Source organism: Pseudomonas sp. S1(2024) (assembly GCF_046557535.1).
In genome coordinates, this window is the sequence record NZ_JBKGFP010000103.1 from 24,583 (window position 1) to 44,877 (window position 20,295).

General features: G+C 57.7%; 32 protein-coding genes. 1 reads left to right on the forward strand and 31 read right to left on the reverse strand.

What is annotated here, in order from left to right:
• Positions 1 to 43: 43 nt before the first annotated feature.
• Positions 44 to 2,878: an excinuclease ABC subunit UvrA gene (gene uvrA / locus ACLCGK_RS28075; protein WP_410953384.1), complete on the forward strand. Its 2,835-nt coding sequence runs from the start codon at positions 44 to 46 to the stop codon at positions 2,876 to 2,878.
• Positions 2,879 to 3,014: 136 nt separating this feature from the next.
• Here uvrA and bfr read toward each other — a convergent pair whose 3' ends face one another.
• From bfr to tuf, 31 genes are all read right to left on the reverse strand, one after another.
• Positions 3,015 to 3,479 carry a bacterioferritin gene (bfr, locus tag ACLCGK_RS28080; protein ID WP_003257116.1) on the reverse strand — a complete coding sequence of 155 codons (465 nt, stop codon included), beginning with the start codon at positions 3,477 to 3,479 and terminating at the stop codon, positions 3,015 to 3,017.
• A 163-nt stretch (positions 3,480 to 3,642) separates the two neighbouring features.
• Positions 3,643 to 5,082, reverse strand: coding sequence for a catalase (locus tag ACLCGK_RS28085; RefSeq protein ID WP_410953385.1), 1,440 nt, complete (start codon positions 5,080 to 5,082; stop codon positions 3,643 to 3,645).
• A 172-nt stretch (positions 5,083 to 5,254) separates the two neighbouring features.
• Positions 5,255 to 5,641: a 50S ribosomal protein L17 gene (gene rplQ / locus ACLCGK_RS28090; protein WP_003255451.1), complete on the reverse strand. Its 387-nt coding sequence runs from the start codon at positions 5,639 to 5,641 to the stop codon at positions 5,255 to 5,257.
• A 42-nt stretch (positions 5,642 to 5,683) separates the two neighbouring features.
• Positions 5,684 to 6,685: a DNA-directed RNA polymerase subunit alpha gene (locus ACLCGK_RS28095; RefSeq protein WP_003255452.1), complete on the reverse strand. Its 1,002-nt coding sequence runs from the start codon at positions 6,683 to 6,685 to the stop codon at positions 5,684 to 5,686.
• A gap of 22 nt (positions 6,686 to 6,707) precedes the next feature.
• Positions 6,708 to 7,328: a 30S ribosomal protein S4 gene (gene rpsD, locus ACLCGK_RS28100; RefSeq protein WP_003257114.1), complete on the reverse strand. Its 621-nt coding sequence runs from the start codon at positions 7,326 to 7,328 to the stop codon at positions 6,708 to 6,710.
• Positions 7,329 to 7,343: 15 nt separating this feature from the next.
• Positions 7,344 to 7,733, reverse strand: a complete 390-nt coding sequence (gene rpsK / locus ACLCGK_RS28105) for a 30S ribosomal protein S11 (RefSeq protein ID WP_003255454.1) — start codon at positions 7,731 to 7,733, stop codon at positions 7,344 to 7,346.
• A gap of 18 nt (positions 7,734 to 7,751) precedes the next feature.
• Positions 7,752 to 8,108: a 30S ribosomal protein S13 gene (gene rpsM, locus ACLCGK_RS28110; protein WP_003257112.1), complete on the reverse strand. Its 357-nt coding sequence runs from the start codon at positions 8,106 to 8,108 to the stop codon at positions 7,752 to 7,754.
• A 131-nt stretch (positions 8,109 to 8,239) separates the two neighbouring features.
• Positions 8,240 to 8,356 carry a 50S ribosomal protein L36 gene (gene rpmJ / locus ACLCGK_RS28115; RefSeq protein ID WP_002555468.1) on the reverse strand — a complete coding sequence of 39 codons (117 nt, stop codon included), beginning with the start codon at positions 8,354 to 8,356 and terminating at the stop codon, positions 8,240 to 8,242.
• Positions 8,357 to 8,384: 28 nt separating this feature from the next.
• Positions 8,385 to 9,716, reverse strand: a complete 1,332-nt coding sequence (secY, locus tag ACLCGK_RS28120; RefSeq protein ID WP_003257108.1) for a preprotein translocase subunit SecY — start codon at positions 9,714 to 9,716, stop codon at positions 8,385 to 8,387.
• Positions 9,717 to 10,151 (reverse strand): 50S ribosomal protein L15, encoded by a 435-nt coding sequence (gene rplO / locus ACLCGK_RS28125; protein WP_003257107.1) that lies wholly within the window; start codon positions 10,149 to 10,151, stop codon positions 9,717 to 9,719.
• A gap of 3 nt (positions 10,152 to 10,154) precedes the next feature.
• Positions 10,155 to 10,331 (reverse strand): 50S ribosomal protein L30, encoded by a 177-nt coding sequence (rpmD, locus tag ACLCGK_RS28130; RefSeq protein WP_003255463.1) that lies wholly within the window; start codon positions 10,329 to 10,331, stop codon positions 10,155 to 10,157.
• Between the two features lie 2 nt (positions 10,332 to 10,333).
• Positions 10,334 to 10,834: a 30S ribosomal protein S5 gene (rpsE, locus tag ACLCGK_RS28135; RefSeq protein ID WP_003255465.1), complete on the reverse strand. Its 501-nt coding sequence runs from the start codon at positions 10,832 to 10,834 to the stop codon at positions 10,334 to 10,336.
• A gap of 3 nt (positions 10,835 to 10,837) precedes the next feature.
• Entirely contained in the window at positions 10,838 to 11,188 is a 351-nt protein-coding gene (rplR, locus tag ACLCGK_RS28140) for a 50S ribosomal protein L18 (RefSeq protein WP_009397496.1), read from the reverse strand.
• 10 nt (positions 11,189 to 11,198) lie between these two features.
• A complete protein-coding gene (rplF, locus tag ACLCGK_RS28145) occupies positions 11,199 to 11,732 on the reverse strand; it encodes a 50S ribosomal protein L6 (RefSeq protein ID WP_009681972.1) in 534 nt (177 codons plus the stop codon).
• A gap of 12 nt (positions 11,733 to 11,744) precedes the next feature.
• Positions 11,745 to 12,137: a 30S ribosomal protein S8 gene (gene rpsH, locus ACLCGK_RS28150; protein WP_009681971.1), complete on the reverse strand. Its 393-nt coding sequence runs from the start codon at positions 12,135 to 12,137 to the stop codon at positions 11,745 to 11,747.
• A 209-nt stretch (positions 12,138 to 12,346) separates the two neighbouring features.
• The gene (rpsN, locus tag ACLCGK_RS28155; protein WP_013970638.1) at positions 12,347 to 12,652 is read right to left on the reverse strand and encodes a 30S ribosomal protein S14; all 306 of its coding nucleotides are present in this window, start codon (positions 12,650 to 12,652) and stop codon (positions 12,347 to 12,349) included.
• 13 nt (positions 12,653 to 12,665) lie between these two features.
• Positions 12,666 to 13,205: a 50S ribosomal protein L5 gene (gene rplE, locus ACLCGK_RS28160; RefSeq protein WP_003257095.1), complete on the reverse strand. Its 540-nt coding sequence runs from the start codon at positions 13,203 to 13,205 to the stop codon at positions 12,666 to 12,668.
• A gap of 20 nt (positions 13,206 to 13,225) precedes the next feature.
• Entirely contained in the window at positions 13,226 to 13,540 is a 315-nt protein-coding gene (rplX, locus tag ACLCGK_RS28165; protein WP_013970637.1) for a 50S ribosomal protein L24, read from the reverse strand.
• Positions 13,541 to 13,551: 11 nt separating this feature from the next.
• The gene (gene rplN / locus ACLCGK_RS28170) at positions 13,552 to 13,920 is read right to left on the reverse strand and encodes a 50S ribosomal protein L14 (protein ID WP_002555479.1); all 369 of its coding nucleotides are present in this window, start codon (positions 13,918 to 13,920) and stop codon (positions 13,552 to 13,554) included.
• A gap of 23 nt (positions 13,921 to 13,943) precedes the next feature.
• Positions 13,944 to 14,210: a 30S ribosomal protein S17 gene (rpsQ, locus tag ACLCGK_RS28175; RefSeq protein ID WP_003255478.1), complete on the reverse strand. Its 267-nt coding sequence runs from the start codon at positions 14,208 to 14,210 to the stop codon at positions 13,944 to 13,946.
• Positions 14,211 to 14,212: 2 nt separating this feature from the next.
• Positions 14,213 to 14,404 (reverse strand): 50S ribosomal protein L29, encoded by a 192-nt coding sequence (gene rpmC / locus ACLCGK_RS28180; RefSeq protein ID WP_002555481.1) that lies wholly within the window; start codon positions 14,402 to 14,404, stop codon positions 14,213 to 14,215.
• A complete protein-coding gene (rplP, locus tag ACLCGK_RS28185; protein ID WP_003255479.1) occupies positions 14,404 to 14,817 on the reverse strand; it encodes a 50S ribosomal protein L16 in 414 nt (137 codons plus the stop codon). The genes rpmC and rplP overlap by 1 nt, the downstream gene beginning before the upstream one ends.
• Before the next feature lie 12 nt (positions 14,818 to 14,829).
• The gene (rpsC, locus tag ACLCGK_RS28190; RefSeq protein ID WP_003255481.1) at positions 14,830 to 15,516 is read right to left on the reverse strand and encodes a 30S ribosomal protein S3; all 687 of its coding nucleotides are present in this window, start codon (positions 15,514 to 15,516) and stop codon (positions 14,830 to 14,832) included.
• Between the two features lie 13 nt (positions 15,517 to 15,529).
• Positions 15,530 to 15,862 (reverse strand): 50S ribosomal protein L22, encoded by a 333-nt coding sequence (gene rplV, locus ACLCGK_RS28195; protein WP_003103908.1) that lies wholly within the window; start codon positions 15,860 to 15,862, stop codon positions 15,530 to 15,532.
• An 11-nt stretch (positions 15,863 to 15,873) separates the two neighbouring features.
• Entirely contained in the window at positions 15,874 to 16,149 is a 276-nt protein-coding gene (gene rpsS / locus ACLCGK_RS28200; RefSeq protein WP_003255482.1) for a 30S ribosomal protein S19, read from the reverse strand.
• A gap of 16 nt (positions 16,150 to 16,165) precedes the next feature.
• Positions 16,166 to 16,990, reverse strand: coding sequence for a 50S ribosomal protein L2 (rplB, locus tag ACLCGK_RS28205; protein WP_015268750.1), 825 nt, complete (start codon positions 16,988 to 16,990; stop codon positions 16,166 to 16,168).
• A 14-nt stretch (positions 16,991 to 17,004) separates the two neighbouring features.
• Positions 17,005 to 17,304 (reverse strand): 50S ribosomal protein L23, encoded by a 300-nt coding sequence (gene rplW / locus ACLCGK_RS28210; protein WP_003255484.1) that lies wholly within the window; start codon positions 17,302 to 17,304, stop codon positions 17,005 to 17,007.
• Complete coding sequence (gene rplD, locus ACLCGK_RS28215; protein WP_008089819.1) at positions 17,301 to 17,903, reverse strand: 50S ribosomal protein L4; 603 nt, start codon at positions 17,901 to 17,903, stop codon at positions 17,301 to 17,303. The genes rplW and rplD overlap by 4 nt, the downstream gene beginning before the upstream one ends.
• A 12-nt stretch (positions 17,904 to 17,915) precedes the next feature.
• Positions 17,916 to 18,551, reverse strand: a complete 636-nt coding sequence (gene rplC, locus ACLCGK_RS28220) for a 50S ribosomal protein L3 (protein ID WP_003257089.1) — start codon at positions 18,549 to 18,551, stop codon at positions 17,916 to 17,918.
• 80 nt (positions 18,552 to 18,631) lie between these two features.
• The gene (gene rpsJ, locus ACLCGK_RS28225; protein WP_003186070.1) at positions 18,632 to 18,943 is read right to left on the reverse strand and encodes a 30S ribosomal protein S10; all 312 of its coding nucleotides are present in this window, start codon (positions 18,941 to 18,943) and stop codon (positions 18,632 to 18,634) included.
• Between the two features lie 141 nt (positions 18,944 to 19,084).
• Entirely contained in the window at positions 19,085 to 20,278 is a 1,194-nt protein-coding gene (gene tuf, locus ACLCGK_RS28230; RefSeq protein ID WP_013970626.1) for an elongation factor Tu, read from the reverse strand.
• Between the last annotated feature and the right edge of the window lie 17 nt (positions 20,279 to 20,295).

Consider the following 20,295-nt stretch of genomic DNA (forward strand, 5'->3'; position numbering starts at 1 on the left):
GCGCCGTATACTTCCTTGTTTATGCCCGCCGAGCGAGGCCGCAGTGGACAAGATCCTGATTCGTGGGGCACGTACCCACAACCTGAAGAACATTGACCTGACCCTGCCCCGGGACAAGCTGATCGTGATCACCGGCCTGTCCGGTTCCGGCAAGTCGTCCCTGGCGTTCGACACCCTGTACGCCGAAGGCCAGCGCCGCTATGTGGAATCGCTGTCGGCCTACGCCCGGCAGTTCCTGTCGATGATGGAAAAGCCCGACGTCGATACCATCGAAGGACTGTCGCCAGCCATTTCCATCGAGCAGAAGTCGACCTCGCACAACCCCCGCTCCACGGTCGGCACCATCACCGAAATCTACGACTATCTGCGCCTGCTGTACGCTCGCGTGGGTACCCCACGCTGCCCGGATCACGATATCCCGCTGGAAGCGCAAACGATCAGCCAGATGGTCGACCTGGTGCTGGAGCGACCGGAAGGCAGCAAGCTGATGCTGCTGGCGCCGGTGGTGCGCGAGCGCAAGGGCGAGCACCTGGCGGTGTTCGACGAGCTGCGGGCCCAGGGCTTTGTGCGCGCCCGGGTCAACGGCAAGCTCTACGAGCTCGACGAACTGCCCAAGCTGGACAAGCAGAAAAAACACAGCATCGATGTGGTGGTGGACCGTTTCAAGGTCCGCGCCGACCTGCAACAGCGCCTGGCCGAGTCGTTCGAGACAGCGCTCAAGCTGGCCGACGGCATAGCCCTGGTAGCGCCGATGGATGACGAGCCCGGCGAAGAGACGATCTTCTCCGCGCGTTTCGCCTGCCCGGTCTGTGGCCATGCCATCAGCGAGCTGGAGCCGAAGCTGTTCTCCTTCAACAACCCCGCCGGCGCCTGCCCGACCTGCGATGGCCTGGGGGTGAAGCAGTTCTTCGACACCAAGCGCCTGGTCAATGCCGAGCTCACCTTGGCCGAAGGCGCAATCCGCGGCTGGGACCGGCGCAACGTGTACTACTTCCAGATGCTCGGCTCGCTGGCCGCGCATTACGGCTTCAGCCTGGAGGAACCATTCGGCCAGCTTTCGGTCGAGCACCAGAAGGTGATCCTGCAGGGCAGCGGCAAGCAGAGCGTCGACTTCAAGTACCTCAACGACCGTGGCGACATCGTCAAGCGCTCGCACCCGTTCGAAGGCATCGTGCCGAACCTGGAGCGTCGCTACCGCGAGACCGAGTCGGCCACCGTGCGCGAAGAACTGGCCAAGTTCCTCGGCACCCAGCCGTGCCCCGATTGCCGCGGCACCCGCCTGCGCCGTGAGGCAAGGCATGTGTGGGTGGGCGAAAAAACGCTACCGGCAGTGACCAACCTGCCGATCGGTGAAGCCAGCAACTACTTCGGCGAGCTGACTCTGACCGGACGCCGTGGCGAGATTGCGGCGAAGATCCTCAAGGAAATCTGCGAGCGCCTGCAGTTCCTGGTGAACGTCGGTCTCGACTATCTCACCCTGGACCGCAGCGCTGATACCCTGTCCGGTGGCGAAGCGCAGCGTATCCGCCTGGCCAGCCAGATCGGTGCTGGCCTGGTGGGAGTGATGTACATCCTCGATGAGCCGTCCATCGGCCTTCATCAACGTGACAATGACCGCCTGCTGGCCACCCTCAACCACCTGCGCGACCTGGGCAACACGGTAATCGTGGTGGAACACGACGAGGACGCCATCCGCCTGGCCGACTACGTGGTGGACATCGGCCCTGGGGCCGGCGTGCACGGCGGTCAGATCGTCGCCGAGGGGTCGCCGCAGGAGGTCATGGAGCACCCCGACTCGCTGACCGGCAAGTACCTGTCAGGGCGCAAGAAGATCGTAGTGCCGGCCAAGCGCACGCCGCGCAACAAGAAGCTGCAACTCAAGCTCAAGGGCGCGCGTGGCAACAACCTGCAAAACGTCGACCTTGAAATCCCGATCGGCCTGCTGACCTGCGTGACGGGGGTGTCCGGTTCGGGCAAGTCGACACTGATCAACAACACCCTGTTCCCACTGGCCGCGACCGCCCTGAATGGCTCAAGCAGCCTGGAAGCGGCGCCGCATGCCAGCATGGATGGCCTGCAGCACCTGGACAAGGTAGTGGACATCGACCAGAGCCCGATCGGCCGCACCCCTCGCTCGAACCCGGCGACCTACACCGGCATCTTCACGCCGATCCGCGAGCTGTTCTCCGGTGTGCCGGAATCGCGTTCGCGCGGCTATGGTCCGGGGCGTTTCTCGTTCAACGTCAAGGGAGGCCGTTGCGAGGCCTGCCAGGGCGATGGCCTGATCAAGGTGGAGATGCACTTCCTGCCGGACATCTATGTGCCGTGCGACGTGTGCAAGAGCAAGCGCTACAACCGCGAAACCCTGGAGATCAAGTACAAGGGCAAGAACATCCACGAGGTGCTGGAAATGACCATCGAGGATGCCCGCGAGTTCTTCGACGCAGTGCCGGCGCTGGCGCGCAAGCTGCAGACGTTGATGGATGTGGGGCTGTCATACATCAAGCTGGGCCAGTCGGCGACCACGCTGTCGGGCGGTGAGGCACAGCGAGTGAAGCTGTCGCGCGAACTGTCCAAGCGTGACACCGGCAAGACCCTGTACATCCTCGACGAGCCGACCACGGGCCTGCACTTTGCCGATATTCAGCAGTTGCTGGACGTCCTGCATCGCCTGCGCGACCACGGCAATACCGTGGTGGTGATCGAGCACAACCTGGATGTGATCAAGACCGCGGATTGGCTGGTGGATCTGGGGCCGGAGGGTGGTTCGAAAGGCGGGCAGATCATTGCCTGCGGTACGCCGGAAGAACTGAGTACGATGAAGCAGTCGTATACCGGGCACTACCTGAAACCGTTGCTGGAGCGGGATCGGGCATAAGGCCTTGGGGGGCGCTTTGCGCCCCTTTCGCGACACAAGGCCGCTCCTACAGGCGATCGCGTAATCTCTGGATTGGCGTATTCCAACTTAGGAGCAGCCTTGTGTCGTAACAGGGCCGCCAAACAGCCCCAGGCTTTTACATCTGCGACTGCAGGTAATTCTCCAGGCCAATGGCCTTGATCAGCCCCTGCTGCTTCTCCAGCCAGTAGGTGTGATCTTCTTCGGTATCAGCCAACTGTGCACGCAGGATATCGCGGCTGATGTAGTCCTTGTGCAATTCGCACAGTTCGATGCCTTTGCACAGCGCGCCGCGTACCTTGTACTCGAGCTTGAGGTCGGCCTCGATCATTTCCGGCACGGTGCTGCCCACCTCCAGGTCATCCGCGCGCATGTCAGGGGTGCCTTCGAGCATGAGGATGCGACGCATCAGGGCATCGGCGTGCTGCGTCTCTTCTTCCATTTCGTGGTTGATGCGCTCGTAGAGCTTGGACAGGCCCCAGTCTTCGTACATACGCGAGTGAATGAAGTACTGGTCACGCGCCGCCAGTTCGCCCTTCAGCAGCGTAACGAGGTAGTTGATTACGTCCGGGTGACCTTGCATCGCCCTGCTTCTCCATGTGAAAACGTCTATGTCACACAGTGTGAACCAGCTTTTGCCTGCGGTCACTGAAAACCGCGCAATTAGAAGCAAAAAATCGGTTAAACAGTAGTGATATTCATTGAAAAACCGCCCAAATGAGGGCGGTTCTTCTTATCACTTCGACTTAGGCGAGATTGATGCCCAAGGCCTTGGCAACCCCTTCGCCGTAGGCCGGATCGGCCTTGAAGAAGTATTGCAGCTGACGCTGGATCACGTCTTCGCTGACGCCTGCCATGGTGCCGGCAATGTTGTTTATCAGCAGGGCTTTCTGCTCATCGTTCATCAGGCGGAACAGCGCGCCGGCGTGGCTGTAGTAGTCGGTGTCCTCGCGGTGGTCGTAGCGGTCTGCCGAACCATTCAGGGCCAGTGCAGGCTCGGCGTGGCTTGGTGACTGCTTTGGCGCATCGCTGTAGCTGTTGGGCTCATAGTTCGGCGCGCTGCCGTAAGTGGCAGTGGCCATGGAACCATCACGCTGGTAGCTGTTGACCGGGCAGCGTGGTGCGTTCACCGGCAGTTGCTGATGGTTGGTGCCCACCCGGTAGCGGTGCGCGTCGGCGTAGGCGAATACCCGCCCTTGCAGCATGCGGTCCGGCGACAGGCCAACACCCGGCACCATGTTGCTCGGGCCAAACGCAGCCTGCTCGACCTCGGCAAAGTAGTTGAGCGGGTTACGGTTGAGCTCCAGCACGCCCACTTCAATCAGCGGGTAGACCTTCTGCGACCAGGTCTTGGTCACGTCGAAGGGGTTTTCGTCGCGGCTGGCAGCCTCGGCCTCGCTCATCACCTGGATGCATACGGTCCAGCGTGGGTAATCGCCTCGCTCGATGGCCTCGAACAGGTCGCGCTGGGCGTAGTCCGGGTCAGTACCTGCCAGGCGCGCGGCATCTGCCGGTGTGAGGTTCTTGATGCCTTGCTGGGTCTTGAAGTGCCATTTGACCCAGGTGCGTTCACCCTTGGCATTGATCAGGCTGTAGGTATGGCTACCGAAACCGTGCATGTGGCGGTAGCCGTCCGGAATGCCGCGATCGGAGAACAGAATGGTGACCTGATGCAGCGCCTCGGGAGAGTGCGACCAGAAGTCCCACATCATCTGGGCGTTCTTCAGGTTGGATTGTGGGTGACGCTTCTGGGTGTGAATAAAGTCCGGGAACTTCAGTGGGTCGCGGATGAAGAACACCGGCGTGTTGTTGCCGACGATGTCCCAGTTGCCTTCCTCGGTGTAGAACTTGACGGCAAAACCACGGGGATCGCGCTCGGTATCAGCGGAGCCACGCTCACCACCAACGGTGGAGAAGCGCAGGAAGGTTTCGGTCTGCTTGCCAACCTGTTCAAACAACTTGGCACTGGTGTAATCGGTGATATCGCGGGTGACGGTAAAGGTGCCGTAGGCGCCCGAGCCTTTTGCGTGTACGCGGCGCTCAGGAATGTTCTCGCGGTTGAAGTGGGCGAGCTTCTCGATCAGGTGGAAGTCGTCGAGCAGCAGCGGGCCGCGCGGGCCGGCGGAACGGGAATTCTGGTTGTCTGCTACAGGTGCACCGCTGGCGGTGGTGAGAATCTTGCTCATGGGCTCTCCTTATCGGTCTTCAAGCGCCGGCTAATCGGCTCTGGAGAGAGTATTGACGAGCAAGGTTACAAGAACAAATGCATTACGTGACTTGAATCAATAGAAATAAACAATACATCTTGAAACAAAAAACCGGGCACTAGGCCCGGTTCTTTGTAGCAGACAGAACGTCTTACTCAGCAGCTTCTACAGCACCGCCGACCGGACGATCAACCAGCTCGACGTACGCCATAGGAGCGTTGTCGCCAGCGCGGAAACCGCACTTCAGGATGCGCAGGTAGCCGCCCTGACGGGTGGCGTAACGCTTGCCCAGGTCGTTGAACAGCTTGCCAACAGCGGACTTCGAACGGGTACGATCGAAGGCCAGACGGCGGTTAGCTACGCTGTCTTCCTTGGCCAGGGTGATCAGCGGCTCGGCAACGCGGCGCAGTTCCTTGGCTTTCGGCAGGGTGGTTTTGATCAGCTCGTGCTCGATCAGCGACACTGCCATGTTCTGGAACATAGCCTTGCGGTGAGAGCTGGTACGGCTCAGGTGACGTCCACTTTTACGATGACGCATGATTCATTCCTTACCAAACACTACGTTCGGTGATTACGACGATCAGGCGGTCGCCTTGTCGTCTTTCTTAAGACTTGCAGGCGGCCAGTTGTCGAGGCGCATGCCGAGAGACAGACCACGAGAGGCCAGGACGTCCTTGATTTCAGTCAGGGACTTCTTGCCCAGGTTAGGAGTCTTCAACAGCTCTACTTCGGTACGCTGAATCAGGTCGCCGATGTAGTAGATGTTCTCCGCCTTGAGGCAGTTGGCCGAACGTACAGTCAGTTCCAGGTCGTCAACCGGACGCAGCAGGATCGGATCGATCTCGTCTTCCTGCTCGACTACGACAGGCTCGCTGTCACCTTTGAGGTCGACGAACGCGGCCAGCTGCTGTTGCAGGATGGTCGCAGCGCGGCGGATAGCCTCTTCAGGATCCAGGGTGCCGTTGGTTTCCAGATCAATGACCAGCTTGTCCAGGTTGGTACGCTGTTCAACACGGGCGTTCTCGACCACATAGGCGATACGACGCACCGGGCTGAACGAAGCGTCCAACTGCAGACGGCCAATGCTACGGCTTTCGTCTTCGTCGGTTTGACGGGAGTCGGCCGGCTCGTAACCACGACCACGAGCTACAGTGAGCTTCATGTTCAGGGCGCCGTTCGACGCCAGGTTCGCGATTACGTGATCGGGGTTGACGATCTCGACATCGTGATCCAGCTGAATATCGGCAGCGGTAACCACCCCCGAACCCTTTTTCGACAAGGTCAGCGTAACTTCGTCACGACCGTGCAGTTTGATAGCCAGGCCTTTCAGGTTCAACAGGATTTCAATGACGTCTTCCTGAACACCTTCGATCGCGGAGTACTCGTGGAGTACGCCGTCGATCTCGGCCTCGACTACTGCACAGCCAGGCATGGAGGACAACAGGATGCGGCGCAGCGCGTTGCCCAGGGTATGGCCGAAACCACGCTCGAGAGGCTCGAGCGTAATCTTGGCGCGGGTCGGACTGACTACCTGCACATCAATGTGGCGGGGAGTCAGGAACTCATTTACCGAAATCTGCATGGATGCACCTATTTTCTAGCCCTTACTTGGAGTAGAGCTCGACAATCAGGTTCTCGTTGATGTCGGCAGACAGGTCGCTGCGAGCAGGAACGTTCTTGAAAACGCCCGACTTTTTAGCAGCATCCACGTCAACCCACTCAACGCGGCCACGCTGGGCGCACAGTTCAAGGGCTTGAACAATGCGCAGCTGGTTCAGCGACTTCTCGCGAACCGCGACCACGTCACCCGGACGAACTTGGTAGGATGGAATGTTTACAGTCTTACCGTTGACGCTGATCGCTTTGTGCGAAACCAGCTGACGGGACTCGGAACGAGTCGAGCCGAAGCCCATACGGTAGACGACGTTATCCAGACGGCACTCGAGCAGTTGCAGCAGGTTCTCACCGGTTGCGCCTTTTTTCGAGGCTGCAGCCTGGTAGTAACCGCGGAACTGACGCTCCAGAACACCGTAGATACGACGAACTTTTTGCTTCTCGCGCAGCTGGGTACCGTAGTCGGACTGACGGCCACGGCGCTGGCCGTGGATACCTGGGGCTGCTTCGATGTTGCACTTCGATTCCAGAGCGCGAACGCCGCTCTTCAGGAACAGGTCAGTGCCTTCACGACGAGACAGTTTGCATTTTGGACCAATGTAACGTGCCATTTATCTGTCTCCTGATTACACGCGACGCTTCTTCGGCGGACGGCACCCGTTGTGCGGGATTGGCGTCACGTCGGTGATGCTGGCGATCTTGTAGCCGCAGCTGTTCAGTGCACGAACGGCGGACTCACGACCTGGACCTGGACCCTTGACGTTTACGTCGAGGTTCTTCAGACCGTATTCCAGCGCAGCTTGACCAGCACGCTCAGCAGCGATCTGGGCTGCGAACGGGGTGGATTTGCGCGAACCACGGAAACCCGAACCACCGGAGGTCGCCCAGGACAAAGCGTTGCCCTGACGGTCGGTGATGGTCACGATGGTGTTGTTGAAAGAGGCATGGATGTGGGCGATGCCATCAACCACTGTCTTTTTGACTTTCTTACGAGGACGAGCAGCAGGTTTTGCCATGTCTATATTCCTGGGCGATTACTTGCGGATCGGCTTACGCGGGCCCTTACGGGTGCGTGCGTTGGTCTTGGTGCGCTGACCGCGAACCGGCAGACCTTTACGATGACGCAGGCCGCGGTAGCAACCCAGGTCCATCAAGCGCTTGATCTTCATGTTGATGTCACGACGCAGGTCACCTTCGGTGGTGAACTTCGCGACTTCGCCACGCAGGGTTTCGATTTGCTCGTCGCTCAGATCCTTGATCTTAGCGGCTGGGTTTACACCAGCGTCTGCACAGATCTTCTGTGCAGTAGTGCGACCGACACCATAGATGTAGGTCAGCGAGATAACAGCATGCTTGTTATCTGGAATGTTGACGCCTGCAATACGGGCCATTCAGTGGGACTCCAATTGACAGCTACCTACGCCCCGGAAGCCAAGAAATAGGGCGCGAGATAATATCGCTGTAGAAACGAATAATCAACCCAGCAGCACACTAGCTGCTGGGTTTGAAGCGCAGATCACACTCAGCCTTGGCGCTGTTTGTGACGCGGTTCCGCGCTGCAGATCACTCGTACGACGCCTTCGCGACGGATGATCTTGCAGTTACGGCACAGCTTTTTCACCGATGCACGAACTTTCATTACCGACTCCTCGAACCTTAGGGGCGTATCAGCGCAGCAGACCGCTGCCACCGTAGCCTTTCAGGTTGGCTTTCTTCATCAGGGATTCGTACTGGTGCGAAACGAGGTGCGATTGTACTTGGGACATGAAGTCCATCACAACCACTACCACAATCAGCAACGAGGTCCCGCCAAGGTAGAACGGCACATTTGCTGCCACCACCAGGAACTGGGGCAGAAGGCAGACGGCCATCATGTAAAGAGCACCGAACATGGTCAGACGGGTCAGAACGCCATCAATGTAGCGTGCCGACTGCTCACCAGGACGGATACCCGGAATAAAGGCACCGGACTTCTTCAGGTTTTCCGCTACGTCTTTCGGGTTGAACATCAGCGCTGTGTAGAAGAAGCAGAAGAAAATGATCCCTGCACTAAACAGCAGAATGTTCAACGGCTGACCAGGAGCGATCGACTGCGAGATGTCCTGCAGCCAGCCCATACCTTCGGACTGACCGAACCAGGCACCCAGCGAAGCCGGGAACAGCAGAATGCTGCTCGCGAAAATGGCCGGGATAACCCCCGCCATGTTCACCTTCAGCGGCAAGTGGCTGGTCTGCGCAGCGAAGACCTTGCGGCCCTGCTGACGCTTGGCGTAGTGAACGGCGATACGACGCTGACCACGCTCAATGAACACCACAAAACCGATAATCGCTACTGCCAGCAAACCGATAGCGACCAGGGCGAAAATGTTGATATCGCCTGTGCGCGCAGACTCGAAAGACTGCCCGATTGCTCTCGGAAGACCGGCAACGATACCCGCGAAGATCAACATCGAGATACCGTTGCCCACACCGCGCTCGGTGATCTGCTCGCCCAGCCACATCATGAACATCGCGCCTGCCACGAAGGTGGAGACGGCAACGACATGGAAGCCCAGGCCTACAGAAAACGCCACGCCCTGGTTGGCCAGGCCAATGGACATGCCAATGGCTTGAACCAGTGCCAGGATAACGGTGCCGTAGCGGGTGTACTGGCTGATCTTGCGACGGCCAGCTTCACCTTCCTTCTTCAACTGTTCCAGTTGCGGGCTGACCGCCGTCATCAACTGCATGATGATCGATGCCGAGATGTACGGCATGATCCCCAGTGCAAAGATGCTCATGCGCTCAAGCGCGCCACCGGAAAACATGTTGAACAAGCTAAGAATGGTCCCCTCATTCTGCCGAAACAGATCCGCCAGACGGTCTGGATTGATGCCAGGAACCGGGATATGCGCACCTATCCGATAGACGATGATCGCCATGAACAGAAAGCGCAGACGAGCCCAGAGTTCCGACATCCCGCCCTTACCGAGCGAAGAGAGAGCACCTTGCTTAGCCATTTATTCCTCGAACTTGCCGCCAGCTGCTTCGATAGCCGCACGCGCACCCTTGGTGGCTGCGATACCCTTGATGGTGACTGCGCGAGTGACTTCGCCAGACAGCATGATTTTCACGCGCTGTACGTTCTGGCCGATCACGTTGGCATCCTTCAGGGATTGCACGGAGATCACGTCGCCTTCCACCTTGGCCAGCTCGGACAGACGCACTTCGGCGCGATCCATGGCTTTCAGGGAAACGAAGCCGAACTTCGGCAGACGACGGTGCAGCGGCTGTTGACCGCCTTCGAAGCCAGGAGCGATCGAACCACCCGAACGGGAAGTCTGACCTTTGTGGCCACGGCCGCCGGTCTTACCCAGACCGCTACCGATACCACGACCTGGACGATGCTTCTCGCGACGGGAACCCGGCGCTGGACTCAGATCATTGAGTTTCATCGATTAACCCTCGACCTTCAGCATGTAGTAAGCCTTGTTGATCATCCCGCGGTTTTCGGGAGTATCCTGGACTTCTACAGTGTGACCGATGCGACGCAGACCCAGACCCTTAACGCACAGCTTGTGGTTAGGCAGACGGCCCGAGACGCTCTTGATCAGCGTTACTTTTACGGTTGCCATGATCAGAAGATCTCCTCGACGCTCTTGCCGCGCTTGGCAGCAATGGATTCAGGAGATTGCATGGCTTTCAGACCCTTGAAGGTGGCGTAAACCACGTTCACTGGGTTGGTCGAACCGTAGCACTTGGCCAGAACGTTCTGAACACCAGCAACTTCCAGGACAGCACGCATTGCGCCACCGGCGATGATACCGGTACCTTCCGAGGCAGGCTGCATGTAAACCTTCGAGGCGCCGTGGGCAGCCTTGGTGGCGTACTGCAGGGTGGTGCCCTTCAGATCAACCTGGATCATGTTGCGGCGAGCAGCTTCCATGGCTTTCTGGATCGCGGCAGGTACTTCGCGCGATTTGCCACGGCCGAAGCCAACACGGCCCTTACCATCACCTACCACGGTCAGTGCGGTGAAGGTGAAGATACGGCCGCCTTTTACGGTTTTGGCAACGCGGTTAACTTGAACCAGCTTCTCGATGTAGCCTTCGTCGCGCTTTTGATCGTTATTTGCCATAACTTAGAACTCCAGCCCGCCTTCACGAGCAGCATCAGCCAGCGCTTTGACGCGGCCGTGGTACTTGAAGCCGGAACGGTCAAAGGCAACTTGAGATACACCGGCGGCTTTCGCACGCTCAGCTACCAGCTTGCCAACCTTAGTGGCCGCGTCGATGTTGCCAGTGGCGCCATCACGCAGTTCTTTGTCCAAGGTCGAGGCGCTTGCCAGAACCTTGCTGCCGTCGGCCGAAATGACCTGGGCGTAGATGTGCTGCGAGGAGCGGAACACGCACAGGCGCACGACTTCGAGTTCGTGCATCTTGAGACGTGCTTTGCGAGCGCGACGCAGTCGAGTAACTTTTTTGTCGGTCATTTGCTAGGCCCTACTTCTTCTTGGCTTCTTTACGACGGACTACTTCGTCCGCGTAACGCACACCCTTGCCTTTGTAAGGCTCTGGCGGACGGAAGTCGCGGATTTCAGCGGCCACCTGACCCACCAGCTGCTTGTCGATACCCTTGATCAGGATGTCGGTCTGGCTTGGGGTTTCAGCGGTGATACCGGCTGGCAGTTCGTAGTCCACTGGGTGCGAGAAGCCCAGGGCCAGGTTCAGGACGGTGCCCTTGGCCTGTGCCTTGTAACCAACACCGACCAGCTGGAGCTTGCGCTCGAAGCCTTGGCTTACGCCCTGGACCATGTTGTTCACCAGAGCGCGGGTGGTACCGGCCATGGCGCGAGCTTGCTGGTCACCGTTACGAGCGACGAAACGCAGCTCGCCAGACTCTTCGGTAACTTCAACAGACGAGTGAACGTTCAGTTCGAGAGTGCCTTTGGCACCCTTCACCGAAAGCTGCTGGCCGGCGAATTTGACTTCGACGCCTGCTGGCAGCTTAACGGGGTTCTTAGCGACGCGAGACATGCCTATCTCCCCTTAGAACACTGTGCACAGAACTTCGCCGCCGACACCGGCAGCGCGCGCAGCGCGATCAGTCATCACACCTTTGTTGGTGGAGACGATAGACACGCCCAGACCGCCACGTACTTTCGGCAGTTCTGCGACGGACTTGTACTGGCGCAGGCCTGGACGGCTGGAGCGCTTCAGCTCCTCGATGACCGGACGGCCTTCGAAGTACTTCAGTTCGATCGACAGGGAAGGCTTGGCCTCACCAGTTACCTGGTAGCCGGCGATGTAACCTTCGTCTTTCAGAACTTTGGCAACCGCGACCTTCAGGGTGGAGGAAGGCATGCTTACGACGGACTTTTCAGCCATCTGGGCATTACGGATGCGAGTTAGCATGTCCGCTAACGGGTCCTGCATACTCATGGGCTAGATGCTCCTGATACAAGAATTATTAGCCTTGCGGCTATCACAACCACCCGAGCGGACAGGGCAAAAAACCCAGGCTCAGGTGAGCCGGTCATTCTAGACACAAGGTAGAAACGAAACAAGCCCCATATAGGGGCTTGTTTGTTGGCGAGGTCACCGGCGGTCGGAAGATTGCTCCCCTTCCGCCGGGATCCAGCCTGCTGCGATTACCAGGAGGCCTTGACCAGACCTGGTACGTCACCGCGCATTGCAGCTTGACGCAGCATGTTACGGCCCAGGCCGAACTTACGGTATACACCGTGAGGACGACCGGTCAGGCGGCAACGGTTGCGCAGACGCGAAGCGCTGGCATCACGTGGCTGCTTCTGCAGGGCGACAACGGCAGCGAAACGCTCTTCAGGAGAGGCGTTCAGGTTGACGATGGTCGCTTTCAGCTCGGCACGCTTTTTGGCGTACTTGGCTACCGTGAGCTGACGCTTCAGCTCGCGGTTTTTCATGCTCTTCTTGGCCATTTTCCTACTCCAATCAGTTGCGGAACGGGAACTTGAAAGCACGCAGCAGAGCGCGGCCTTCGTCGTCCGAACGAGCAGTGGTGGTCAGGGTGATGTCCAAACCGCGCAGAGCATCGATCTTGTCGTAGTCGATTTCCGGGAAGATGATCTGCTCTTTCACGCCCATGCTGTAGTTGCCACGGCCATCGAAGGACTTGGCATTCAGGCCGCGGAAGTCGCGAACCCGAGGCAGGGAGATCGCCAGCAGGCGGTCCAGGAATTCGTACATCTTGTCGCGACGCAGGGTCACCTTGACACCGATCGGCCAGCCTTCACGGACTTTGAAGCCCGCGATGGATTTACGAGCGAAAGTCACTACCGGCTTTTGACCGGTGATCTTTTCCAGGTCGGCAACAGCGTGCTCGATGACTTTCTTGTCGCCGATCGCTTCGCCCAGACCCATGTTCAGGGTGATCTTGGTAACGCGCGGAACTTCCATCACGTTCGACAGCTTAAGTTCTTCCTTAAGCTTAGGAGCGATTTCGTTCCGGTAAATCTCTTTCAGTCGTGCCATGGTCTTCTACCTAGCAGTGTTCAAGCATCAACCGCTTTTTGGGTCGACTTGAAGACACGAATTTTTTTACCGTCTTCTACTTTGAAACCAACGCGGTCAGCCTTGTTGGTTTCGCCGTTGAAGATGGCAACGTTGGAAGCGTGCAGAGGCGCTTCTTTTTCGACGATACCGCCCTGTACGCCCGCCATCGGGTTAGGCTTGGTATGACGCTTGACCAGGTTCACACCACCAACAACCAGACGGTTGTCAGCCAGAACCTTCAGCACCTTACCGCGCTTACCTTTGTCTTTGCCGGCGATCACGATGATCTCGTCGTCACGACGAATCTTTTGCATGTCGGATCTCCTTACAGCACTTCAGGGGCGAGCGAGACGATCTTCATGAACTTCTCAGTACGAAGTTCACGGGTCACTGGCCCGAAGATGCGAGTGCCGATCGGCTCTTGCTTGTTGTTCAGCAGAACAGCAGCGTTGCCGTCGAAACGAATGATGGAACCGTCAGCGCGACGAACACCGTGACGGGTGCGCACGACAACAGCAGTCATCACTTGGCCTTTCTTGACCTTACCGCGCGGAATTGCTTCCTTGACGGTTACCTTGATGATGTCACCGATGCCGGCGTAACGGCGGTGCGAACCGCCGAGCACCTTGATGCACATGACGCGACGAGCGCCGCTGTTATCGGCCACATCGAGCATGGATTGAGTCTGAATCATAAAATTTCTCCGACCCCTAGCCCTTAGACTTCAACAGCGCGTTCGAGGACTTCAACCAGTGCCCAGGACTTGGTCTTGGCCAGCGGACGGGTTTCACGGATGGAAACCTTGTCGCCGATCTTGCACTGGTTGGCTTCGTCGTGCGCGTGCAGCTTAGTCGAACGCTTAACGTATTTACCGTAGATCGGGTGCTTTACGCGACGCTCGATCAGAACGGTGATGGTCTTGTCCATTTTGTCGCTGACGACACGGCCAGTCAGCGTACGGACGGTTTTTTCAGCTTCAGCCATGATCACTTACCTGCCTGCTGGTTGAGCACAGTTTTCACGCGAGCGATGTCACGCTTAACTTGCGAGAGCAGGTGCGACTGCCCCAACTGGCCAGTTGCTTTCTGCATACGCAGATTGAACTGGTCGCGCAGCAAGCCGAGCAGTTGCTCATTCAGTTGCTGTGCCGATTTTTCACGAAGTTCATTCGCTTTCATCACATCACCGTCCGCTTAACAAAGGAGGTGGCGAGAGGCAGCTTTGCAGCAGCCAGGGCGAAAGCTTCGCGCGCCAGCTCTTCAGAAACACCCTCGATCTCATACAGGACTTTGCCTGGCTGAATCTGGGCAACCCAGTATTCCACGGAACCCTTACCTTTACCCATACGAACCTCGAGAGGCTTCTTGGAGATCGGCTTGTCCGGGAACACACGGATCCAGATCTTACCGCCACGTTTTACGTGACGGGTCAGCGCACGACGTGCGGACTCGATCTGGCGAGCGGTGAGGCGACCGCGAGCAACAGCTTTCAGGGCGAATTCGCCGAAGCTGACTTTGCTACCGCGCAGTGCCAGACCACGGTTGTGGCCAGTCATCTGCTTGCGGAATTTTGTACGCTTTGGTTGCAACATTTGGCGTACCCCTTACTTAGCAGCTTTTTTACGAGGCGCTGGTGCTTGTGGTTTCAGTTCTTCTTGGCGACCACCAATAACTTCGCCTTTGAAGATCCAAACCTTCACACCGATCACACCGTAAGTGGTGTGAGCTTCGTAGGTGTTGTAGTCGATATCGGCACGCAGGGTGTGCAGAGGCACACGACCTTCGCGATACCACTCGGTACGAGCAATCTCAGCACCGCCGAGACGACCGCTCACCTGGATCTTGATGCCCTTGGCACCAATACGCATGGCGTTCTGTACGGCGCGCTTCATGGCGCGACGGAACATTACGCGGCGTTCCAGCTGCTGAGCTACGCTCTGCGCAACCAGCATAGCGTCGAGTTCCGGCTTGCGGATCTCTTCGATGTTGATGTGCACAGGCACACCCATCTGCTTGGTCAGGTCCTGACGCAGCTTCTCGACATCTTCACCTTTCTTACCGATAACGATACCGGGACGAGCGGTGTGGATGGTGATGCGTGCAGTTTGAGCCGGACGATGAATATCGATACGGCTTACGGACGCGCTTTTTAGTTTGTCTTGGAGGTACTCACGCGTTTTCAGATCCTTCAACAGGTAATCTGCGTAAGTAGCACCGTCTGCGTACCAGACGGAGGTGTGCTCCTTGACGATTCCCAGGCGAATGCCAGTGGGATGTACTTTCTGACCCATCTGATCGACTCCGTTACTTGTCCGCAACCTTGACAGTGATATGGCAAGACCGCTTGACGATGCGATCAGCACGGCCTTTGGCACGTGGCATGATGCGCTTCAGCGAACGCCCTTCGTTGACGAAGACGGTGGAGACCTTCAGGTCATCAACGTCTGCGCCTTCGTTGTGTTCGGCGTTGGCAACGGCCGACTCGAGGACTTTCTTCATGATTTCAGCGGCTTTTTTGCTGCTGAAGGCCAACAGGTTGAGCGCTTCGCCCACCTTCTTCCCGCGGATCTGGTCGGCGACCAAGCGGGCTTTCTGGGCGGAGATGCGAGCGCCCGACAACTTAGCGGCTACTTCCATTTCCTTACCCCTTAACGCTTGGCTTTCTTGTCAGCCACGTGCCCGCGATAGGTGCGGGTACCGGCGAACTCGCCCAGTTTGTGGCCGACCATGTCTTCGTTCACCAGAACTGGGACATGTTGACGACCGTTGTGTACCGCGATGGTCAGACCGACCATTTGTGGCAGGATCATCGAACGGCGCGACCAGGTTTTAACTGGCTTGCGATCGTTCTTCTCCACCGCCACTTCGACCTTCTTCAGCAGGTGAAGATCGATAAAAGGACCTTTTTTCAGAGAACGTGGCACTGTCGTATCCCTCTAGTTACTTGCGACGACGGACGATCATGTTGTCGGTACGCTTATTACCACGGGTCTTCGCACCCTTGGTTGGGAAGCCCCATGGCGATACCGGATGACGACCACCGGAGGTACGACCTTCACCACCACCATGTGGGTGGTCAACCGGGTTCATGGCAACACCACGAACGGTTGGGCGAACGCCGCGCCAGCGTTTGGCACCAGCTTTACCCAGCGAACGCAGGCTGTGCTCGGAGTTCGAGACTTCGCCCAGGGTCGCACGGCACTCAGCCAGTACTTTACGCATCTCACCGGAACGCAGACGCAGAGTCACGTAGACGCCTTCACGAGCGATCAGCTGAGCCGAAGCACCAGCGGAACGAGCGATCTGAGCACCTTTACCCGGCTTCAGTTCGATGCCGTGAATGGTGCTACCTACTGGGATATTGCGCAGCTGCAGGGAGTTACCGGCCTTGATTGGGGCCAGGGCACCTGCGATCAGCTGGTCGCCAGCGCTCACGCCTTTAGGGGCGATGATGTAGCGACGCTCACCGTCTGCGTAGCACAGCAGGGCGATGTGAGCAGTACGGTTCGGGTCGTATTCGATACGCTCGACAGTGGCTGGAATGCCATCTTTGTCGTTGCGACGGAAGTCGACCAGACGGTAATGCTGCTTATGACCACCACCAACGTGACGAGTGGTGATGCGGCCATTGTTGTTACGACCACCAGACTTCGATTTTTTCTCGATCAGCGGTGCGTGAGGAGCGCCTTTGTGCAGCTCCTGGTTGACCACCTTGACCACGAAACGGCGGCCAGGGGAAGTCGGTTTGCATTTAACGATTGCCATGATGCACCCCTTCCTTACTCAGCACTGCTGCTGAAATCGAGATCTTGGCCTGGCTGAAGGGAGACGATCGCCTTCTTCCAGTCATTACGCTTGCCCAGACCACGTGCGGTACGCTTGGTTTTACCCAGAACGTTAACAGTCGACACGTTTTCAACTTTTACGTTGAACAGGCCTTCGACAGCTTTCTTGATTTCCAGCTTGGTTGCGTCAGTAGCAACCTTGAATACGAACTGGCCTTTTTTCTCAGCCAGAACGGTAGCCTTCTCGGAAACGTGCGGGCCAAGGAGGACTTTGAATACGCGTTCCTGGTTCATCCCAGCAGCTCCTCGAATTTCTTCACGGCCGAGACAGTGATCAACACTTTCTCGTATGCGATCAGACTGACCGGGTCGGAACCTTGTACGTCACGTACATCGACGTGCGGCAGGTTGCGAGCAGCCAGGTACAGGTTCTGATCAACAGCGTCGGAAACGATCAGTACGTCGTTCAGACCCATGCCGTTCAGCTTGTTCAGCAGATCTTTGGTTTTCGGTGCTTCAACAGCAAAGTCCTGAACCACGACCAGACGGTCGCTACGCACCAGCTCAGCGAGGATGGAGCGCAGGGCTGCGCGGTACATCTTCTTGTTGAGCTTCTGCGAGTGATCTTGAGGGCGAGCTGCGAAGGTTACACCACCGCCACGCCAGATCGGACCACGAGTGGTACCAGCACGAGCACGGCCAGTACCCTTCTGACGCCATGGGCGCTTACCGCCACCAGCCACGTCGGAACGGGTCTTCTGCTGCTTGGTGCCCTGACGGCCGCCGGCCATGTAGGCCACGACTGCTTGGTGTACCAGCGTCTCGTTGAATTCGCCACCGAAAGTCAGTTCGGAAACTTCGATCGCCTGAGCGTCATTTACATTGAGTTGCATGTCAGTTTCCCCTTAACCGCGAGCCTTGACAGCTGGACGTACAACCACGTCGCCGCCAGTAGCGCCTGGAACGGCACCCTTGACCAGCAGCAGGTTGCGTTCAGCGTCTACGCGAACTACTTCCAGGGACTGAACAGTCACGCGCTCGGCGCCCATGTGACCGGACATTTTCTTGCCCTTGAACACACGACCAGGAGTCTGGCACTGGCCGATGGAACCTGGGACACGGTGCGACACGGAGTTACCGTGGGTGTTGTCCTGGCCACGGAAGTTCCAGCGCTTGATGGTACCGGCGAAGCCTTTACCTTTGGACTGACCAGTAACGTCTACCAGCTGGCCTGCAGTGAAGAGTTCAGCTTTGATCAGATCGCCAGCCTGGAAATCGCCTTCTTCAAGACGGAACTCCCAGACACCGCGACCAGCGGCAACGTTGGCCTTGGCGAAGTGGCCTGCCTGAGCGGCAGTCACGCGCGAAGCACGACGCTCGCCGACAGTGACTTGCACTGCACGGTAGCCATCGGTTTCTTCAGTTTTGAACTGGGTGACGCGATTCGGCTCGATCTCGATGACCGTGACCGGAATGGAGACACCTTCTTCGGTGAAAATGCGGGTCATACCGCACTTGCGACCGATTACACCAATAGTCATGTTGTAAACCTCATGAGTGTACGGGGCTTTCACCCGCTATGGCCGCCCATTTCAGAGCGTTACACGACCAGACCGAAGTCTTAGCCGAGGCTGATCTGTACTTCCACACCTGCCGCCAGATCAAGCTTCATCAGCGCATCAACGGTTTTATCCGTTGGCTGGACGATGTCCAGAACACGCTTATGAGTGCGGATCTCGTACTGGTCACGCGCGTCTTTGTTGACGTGCGGGGAAACCAGAACGGTGAAACGCTCTTTGCGGGTAGGCAGTGGAATTGGACCACGCACTTGTGCACCAGTACGTTTCGCGGTTTCCACGATTTCCTGGGTGGATTGGTCGATCAGGCGATGGTCGAAAGCCTTCAACCTGATACGGATTTGCTGATTTTGCATTGGATTTCAGACTCCAGGCTGTTCCCAACGGGCGCACTACGCCCGCTAAAAGGAGGCGTGATTCTATAGACGCCCCCATTTAGTGTCAACCCAATAAAAAAAACCCCCGCTGAGCGGGGGTTTTTTCAATCGGTCGAGTGATTACTCGATGATTTTTGCTACGACGCCGGCGCCGACGGTACGACCGCCTTCACGGATAGCGAAGCGCAGACCGTCTTCCATTGCGATGGTCTTGATCAGGGTGACAGTCATCTGAATGTTGTCACCTGGCATTACCATTTCAACGCCTTCCGGCAGTTCGCAGTTACCGGTCACGTCAGTGGTACGGAAGTAGAACTGAGGACGGTAGCCTTTGAAGAACGGAGTGTGACGACCGCCTTCTTCCTTCGACAGAACGTAGACTTCTGCGGTGAACTTGGTGTGCGGCTTGACCGAACCTGGCTTGACCAGAACCTGGCCACGCTCAACGTCGTCACGCTTGGTACCACGCAGCAGAACGCCGCAGTTCTCGCCAGCACGGCCTTCGTCCAGCAGCTTGCGGAACATCTCAACACCGGTGCAGGTGGTGGTGGTGGTGTCACGCAGACCAACGATTTCCAGCGGATCCTGAACGCGGACGATACCACGCTCGATACGACCGGTAACAACGGTACCACGACCCGAGATCGAGAATACGTCTTCGATCGGCATCAGGAACGGCTGGTCAACGGCACGAACTGGCTCAGGGATGTAGGCATCCAGAGTTTCTACCAGCTTCTTGACAGCGGTAGTACCCATTTCGTTGTCGTCTTTACCTTCCAGGGCCATACGAGCCGAACCGATGATGATCGGGGTATCGTCGCCTGGGAAGTCGTAGGTGGACAGCAGGTCGCGAACTTCCATCTCGACCAGTTCCAGCAGCTCGGCGTCGTCTACCAGGTCAGCCTTGTTCAGGAAGACCACGATGTAAGGTACGCCTACCTGACGGGACAGCAGGATGTGCTCACGGGTTTGTGGCATCGGACCATCGGCGGCCGAGCAAACCAGGATCGCGCCATCCATCTGGGCAGCACCGGTGATCATGTTCTTCACGTAGTCAGCGTGACCTGGGCAGTCAACGTGAGCGTAGTGACGAATGTTCGAGTTGTACTCGACGTGAGCGGTGTTGATGGTGATACCGCGCGCTTTTTCTTCCGGAGCCGAGTCGATCTTGTCGAACTCAACGACTGCCGAACCGAAAACTTCGGAGCAGACGCGAGTCAGAGCTGCGGTCAGAGTGGTCTTACCGTGGTCAACGTGGCCGATGGTGCCGACGTTAACGTGGGGAAGGGAACGATCAAATTTTTCTTTAGCCACGACAGTGAACCTCTTGC

What these genes read in the sequence shown, in the direction of transcription:
- bfr (WP_003257116.1), bottom strand. Translation starts at nt 3,479, where the DNA reads ATGCAAGGTCACCCGGACGTAATCAACTACCTCGTTACGCTGCTGAAG.
- ACLCGK_RS28085 (WP_410953385.1), bottom strand. Translation starts at nt 5,082, where the DNA reads ATGAGCAAGATTCTCACCACCGCCAGCGGTGCACCTGTAGCAGACAAC.
- rplQ (WP_003255451.1), bottom strand. Translation starts at nt 5,641, where the DNA reads ATGCGTCATCGTAAAAGTGGACGTCACCTGAGCCGTACCAGCTCTCAC.
- ACLCGK_RS28095 (WP_003255452.1), bottom strand. Translation starts at nt 6,685, where the DNA reads ATGCAGATTTCGGTAAATGAGTTCCTGACTCCCCGCCACATTGATGTG.
- rpsD (WP_003257114.1), bottom strand. Translation starts at nt 7,328, where the DNA reads ATGGCACGTTACATTGGTCCAAAATGCAAACTGTCTCGTCGTGAAGGC.
- rpsK (WP_003255454.1), bottom strand. Translation starts at nt 7,733, where the DNA reads ATGGCAAAACCTGCTGCTCGTCCTCGTAAGAAAGTCAAAAAGACAGTG.
- rpsM (WP_003257112.1), bottom strand. Translation starts at nt 8,108, where the DNA reads ATGGCCCGTATTGCAGGCGTCAACATTCCAGATAACAAGCATGCTGTT.
- rpmJ (WP_002555468.1), bottom strand. Translation starts at nt 8,356, where the DNA reads ATGAAAGTTCGTGCATCGGTGAAAAAGCTGTGCCGTAACTGCAAGATC.
- secY (WP_003257108.1), bottom strand. Translation starts at nt 9,716, where the DNA reads ATGGCTAAGCAAGGTGCTCTCTCTTCGCTCGGTAAGGGCGGGATGTCG.
- rplO (WP_003257107.1), bottom strand. Translation starts at nt 10,151, where the DNA reads ATGAAACTCAATGATCTGAGTCCAGCGCCGGGTTCCCGTCGCGAGAAG.
- rpmD (WP_003255463.1), bottom strand. Translation starts at nt 10,331, where the DNA reads ATGGCAACCGTAAAAGTAACGCTGATCAAGAGCGTCTCGGGCCGTCTG.
- rpsE (WP_003255465.1), bottom strand. Translation starts at nt 10,834, where the DNA reads ATGGCAAATAACGATCAAAAGCGCGACGAAGGCTACATCGAGAAGCTG.
- rplR (WP_009397496.1), bottom strand. Translation starts at nt 11,188, where the DNA reads ATGACCGACAAAAAAGTTACTCGACTGCGTCGCGCTCGCAAAGCACGT.
- rplF (WP_009681972.1), bottom strand. Translation starts at nt 11,732, where the DNA reads ATGTCTCGCGTCGCTAAGAACCCCGTTAAGCTGCCAGCAGGCGTCGAA.
- rpsH (WP_009681971.1), bottom strand. Translation starts at nt 12,137, where the DNA reads ATGAGTATGCAGGACCCGTTAGCGGACATGCTAACTCGCATCCGTAAT.
- rpsN (WP_013970638.1), bottom strand. Translation starts at nt 12,652, where the DNA reads ATGGCCAAGAAGAGCATGAAAAACCGCGAGCTGAAGCGTCAGCTCACG.
- rplE (WP_003257095.1), bottom strand. Translation starts at nt 13,205, where the DNA reads ATGGCACGACTGAAAGAGATTTACCGGAACGAAATCGCTCCTAAGCTT.
- rplX (WP_013970637.1), bottom strand. Translation starts at nt 13,540, where the DNA reads ATGCAAAAGATTCGTCGTGACGACGAGATCATCGTGATCGCCGGCAAA.
- rplN (WP_002555479.1), bottom strand. Translation starts at nt 13,920, where the DNA reads ATGATTCAGACTCAATCCATGCTCGATGTGGCCGATAACAGCGGCGCT.
- rpsQ (WP_003255478.1), bottom strand. Translation starts at nt 14,210, where the DNA reads ATGGCTGAAGCTGAAAAAACCGTCCGTACGCTGACTGGCCGTGTCGTC.
- rpmC (WP_002555481.1), bottom strand. Translation starts at nt 14,404, where the DNA reads ATGAAAGCGAATGAACTTCGTGAAAAATCGGCACAGCAACTGAATGAG.
- rplP (WP_003255479.1), bottom strand. Translation starts at nt 14,817, where the DNA reads ATGTTGCAACCAAAGCGTACAAAATTCCGCAAGCAGATGACTGGCCAC.
- rpsC (WP_003255481.1), bottom strand. Translation starts at nt 15,516, where the DNA reads ATGGGTCAGAAAGTACATCCCACTGGCATTCGCCTGGGAATCGTCAAG.
- rplV (WP_003103908.1), bottom strand. Translation starts at nt 15,862, where the DNA reads ATGGAAGTAGCCGCTAAGTTGTCGGGCGCTCGCATCTCCGCCCAGAAA.
- rplB (WP_015268750.1), bottom strand. Translation starts at nt 16,990, where the DNA reads ATGGCAATCGTTAAATGCAAACCGACTTCCCCTGGCCGCCGTTTCGTG.
- rplW (WP_003255484.1), bottom strand. Translation starts at nt 17,304, where the DNA reads ATGAACCAGGAACGCGTATTCAAAGTCCTCCTTGGCCCGCACGTTTCC.
- rplD (WP_008089819.1), bottom strand. Translation starts at nt 17,903, where the DNA reads ATGCAACTCAATGTAAATGACGCTCAGGCGATCGAAGTTTCCGAACTG.
- rplC (WP_003257089.1), bottom strand. Translation starts at nt 18,551, where the DNA reads ATGACTATTGGTGTAATCGGTCGCAAGTGCGGTATGACCCGCATTTTC.
- rpsJ (WP_003186070.1), bottom strand. Translation starts at nt 18,943, where the DNA reads ATGCAAAATCAGCAAATCCGTATCAGGTTGAAGGCTTTCGACCATCGC.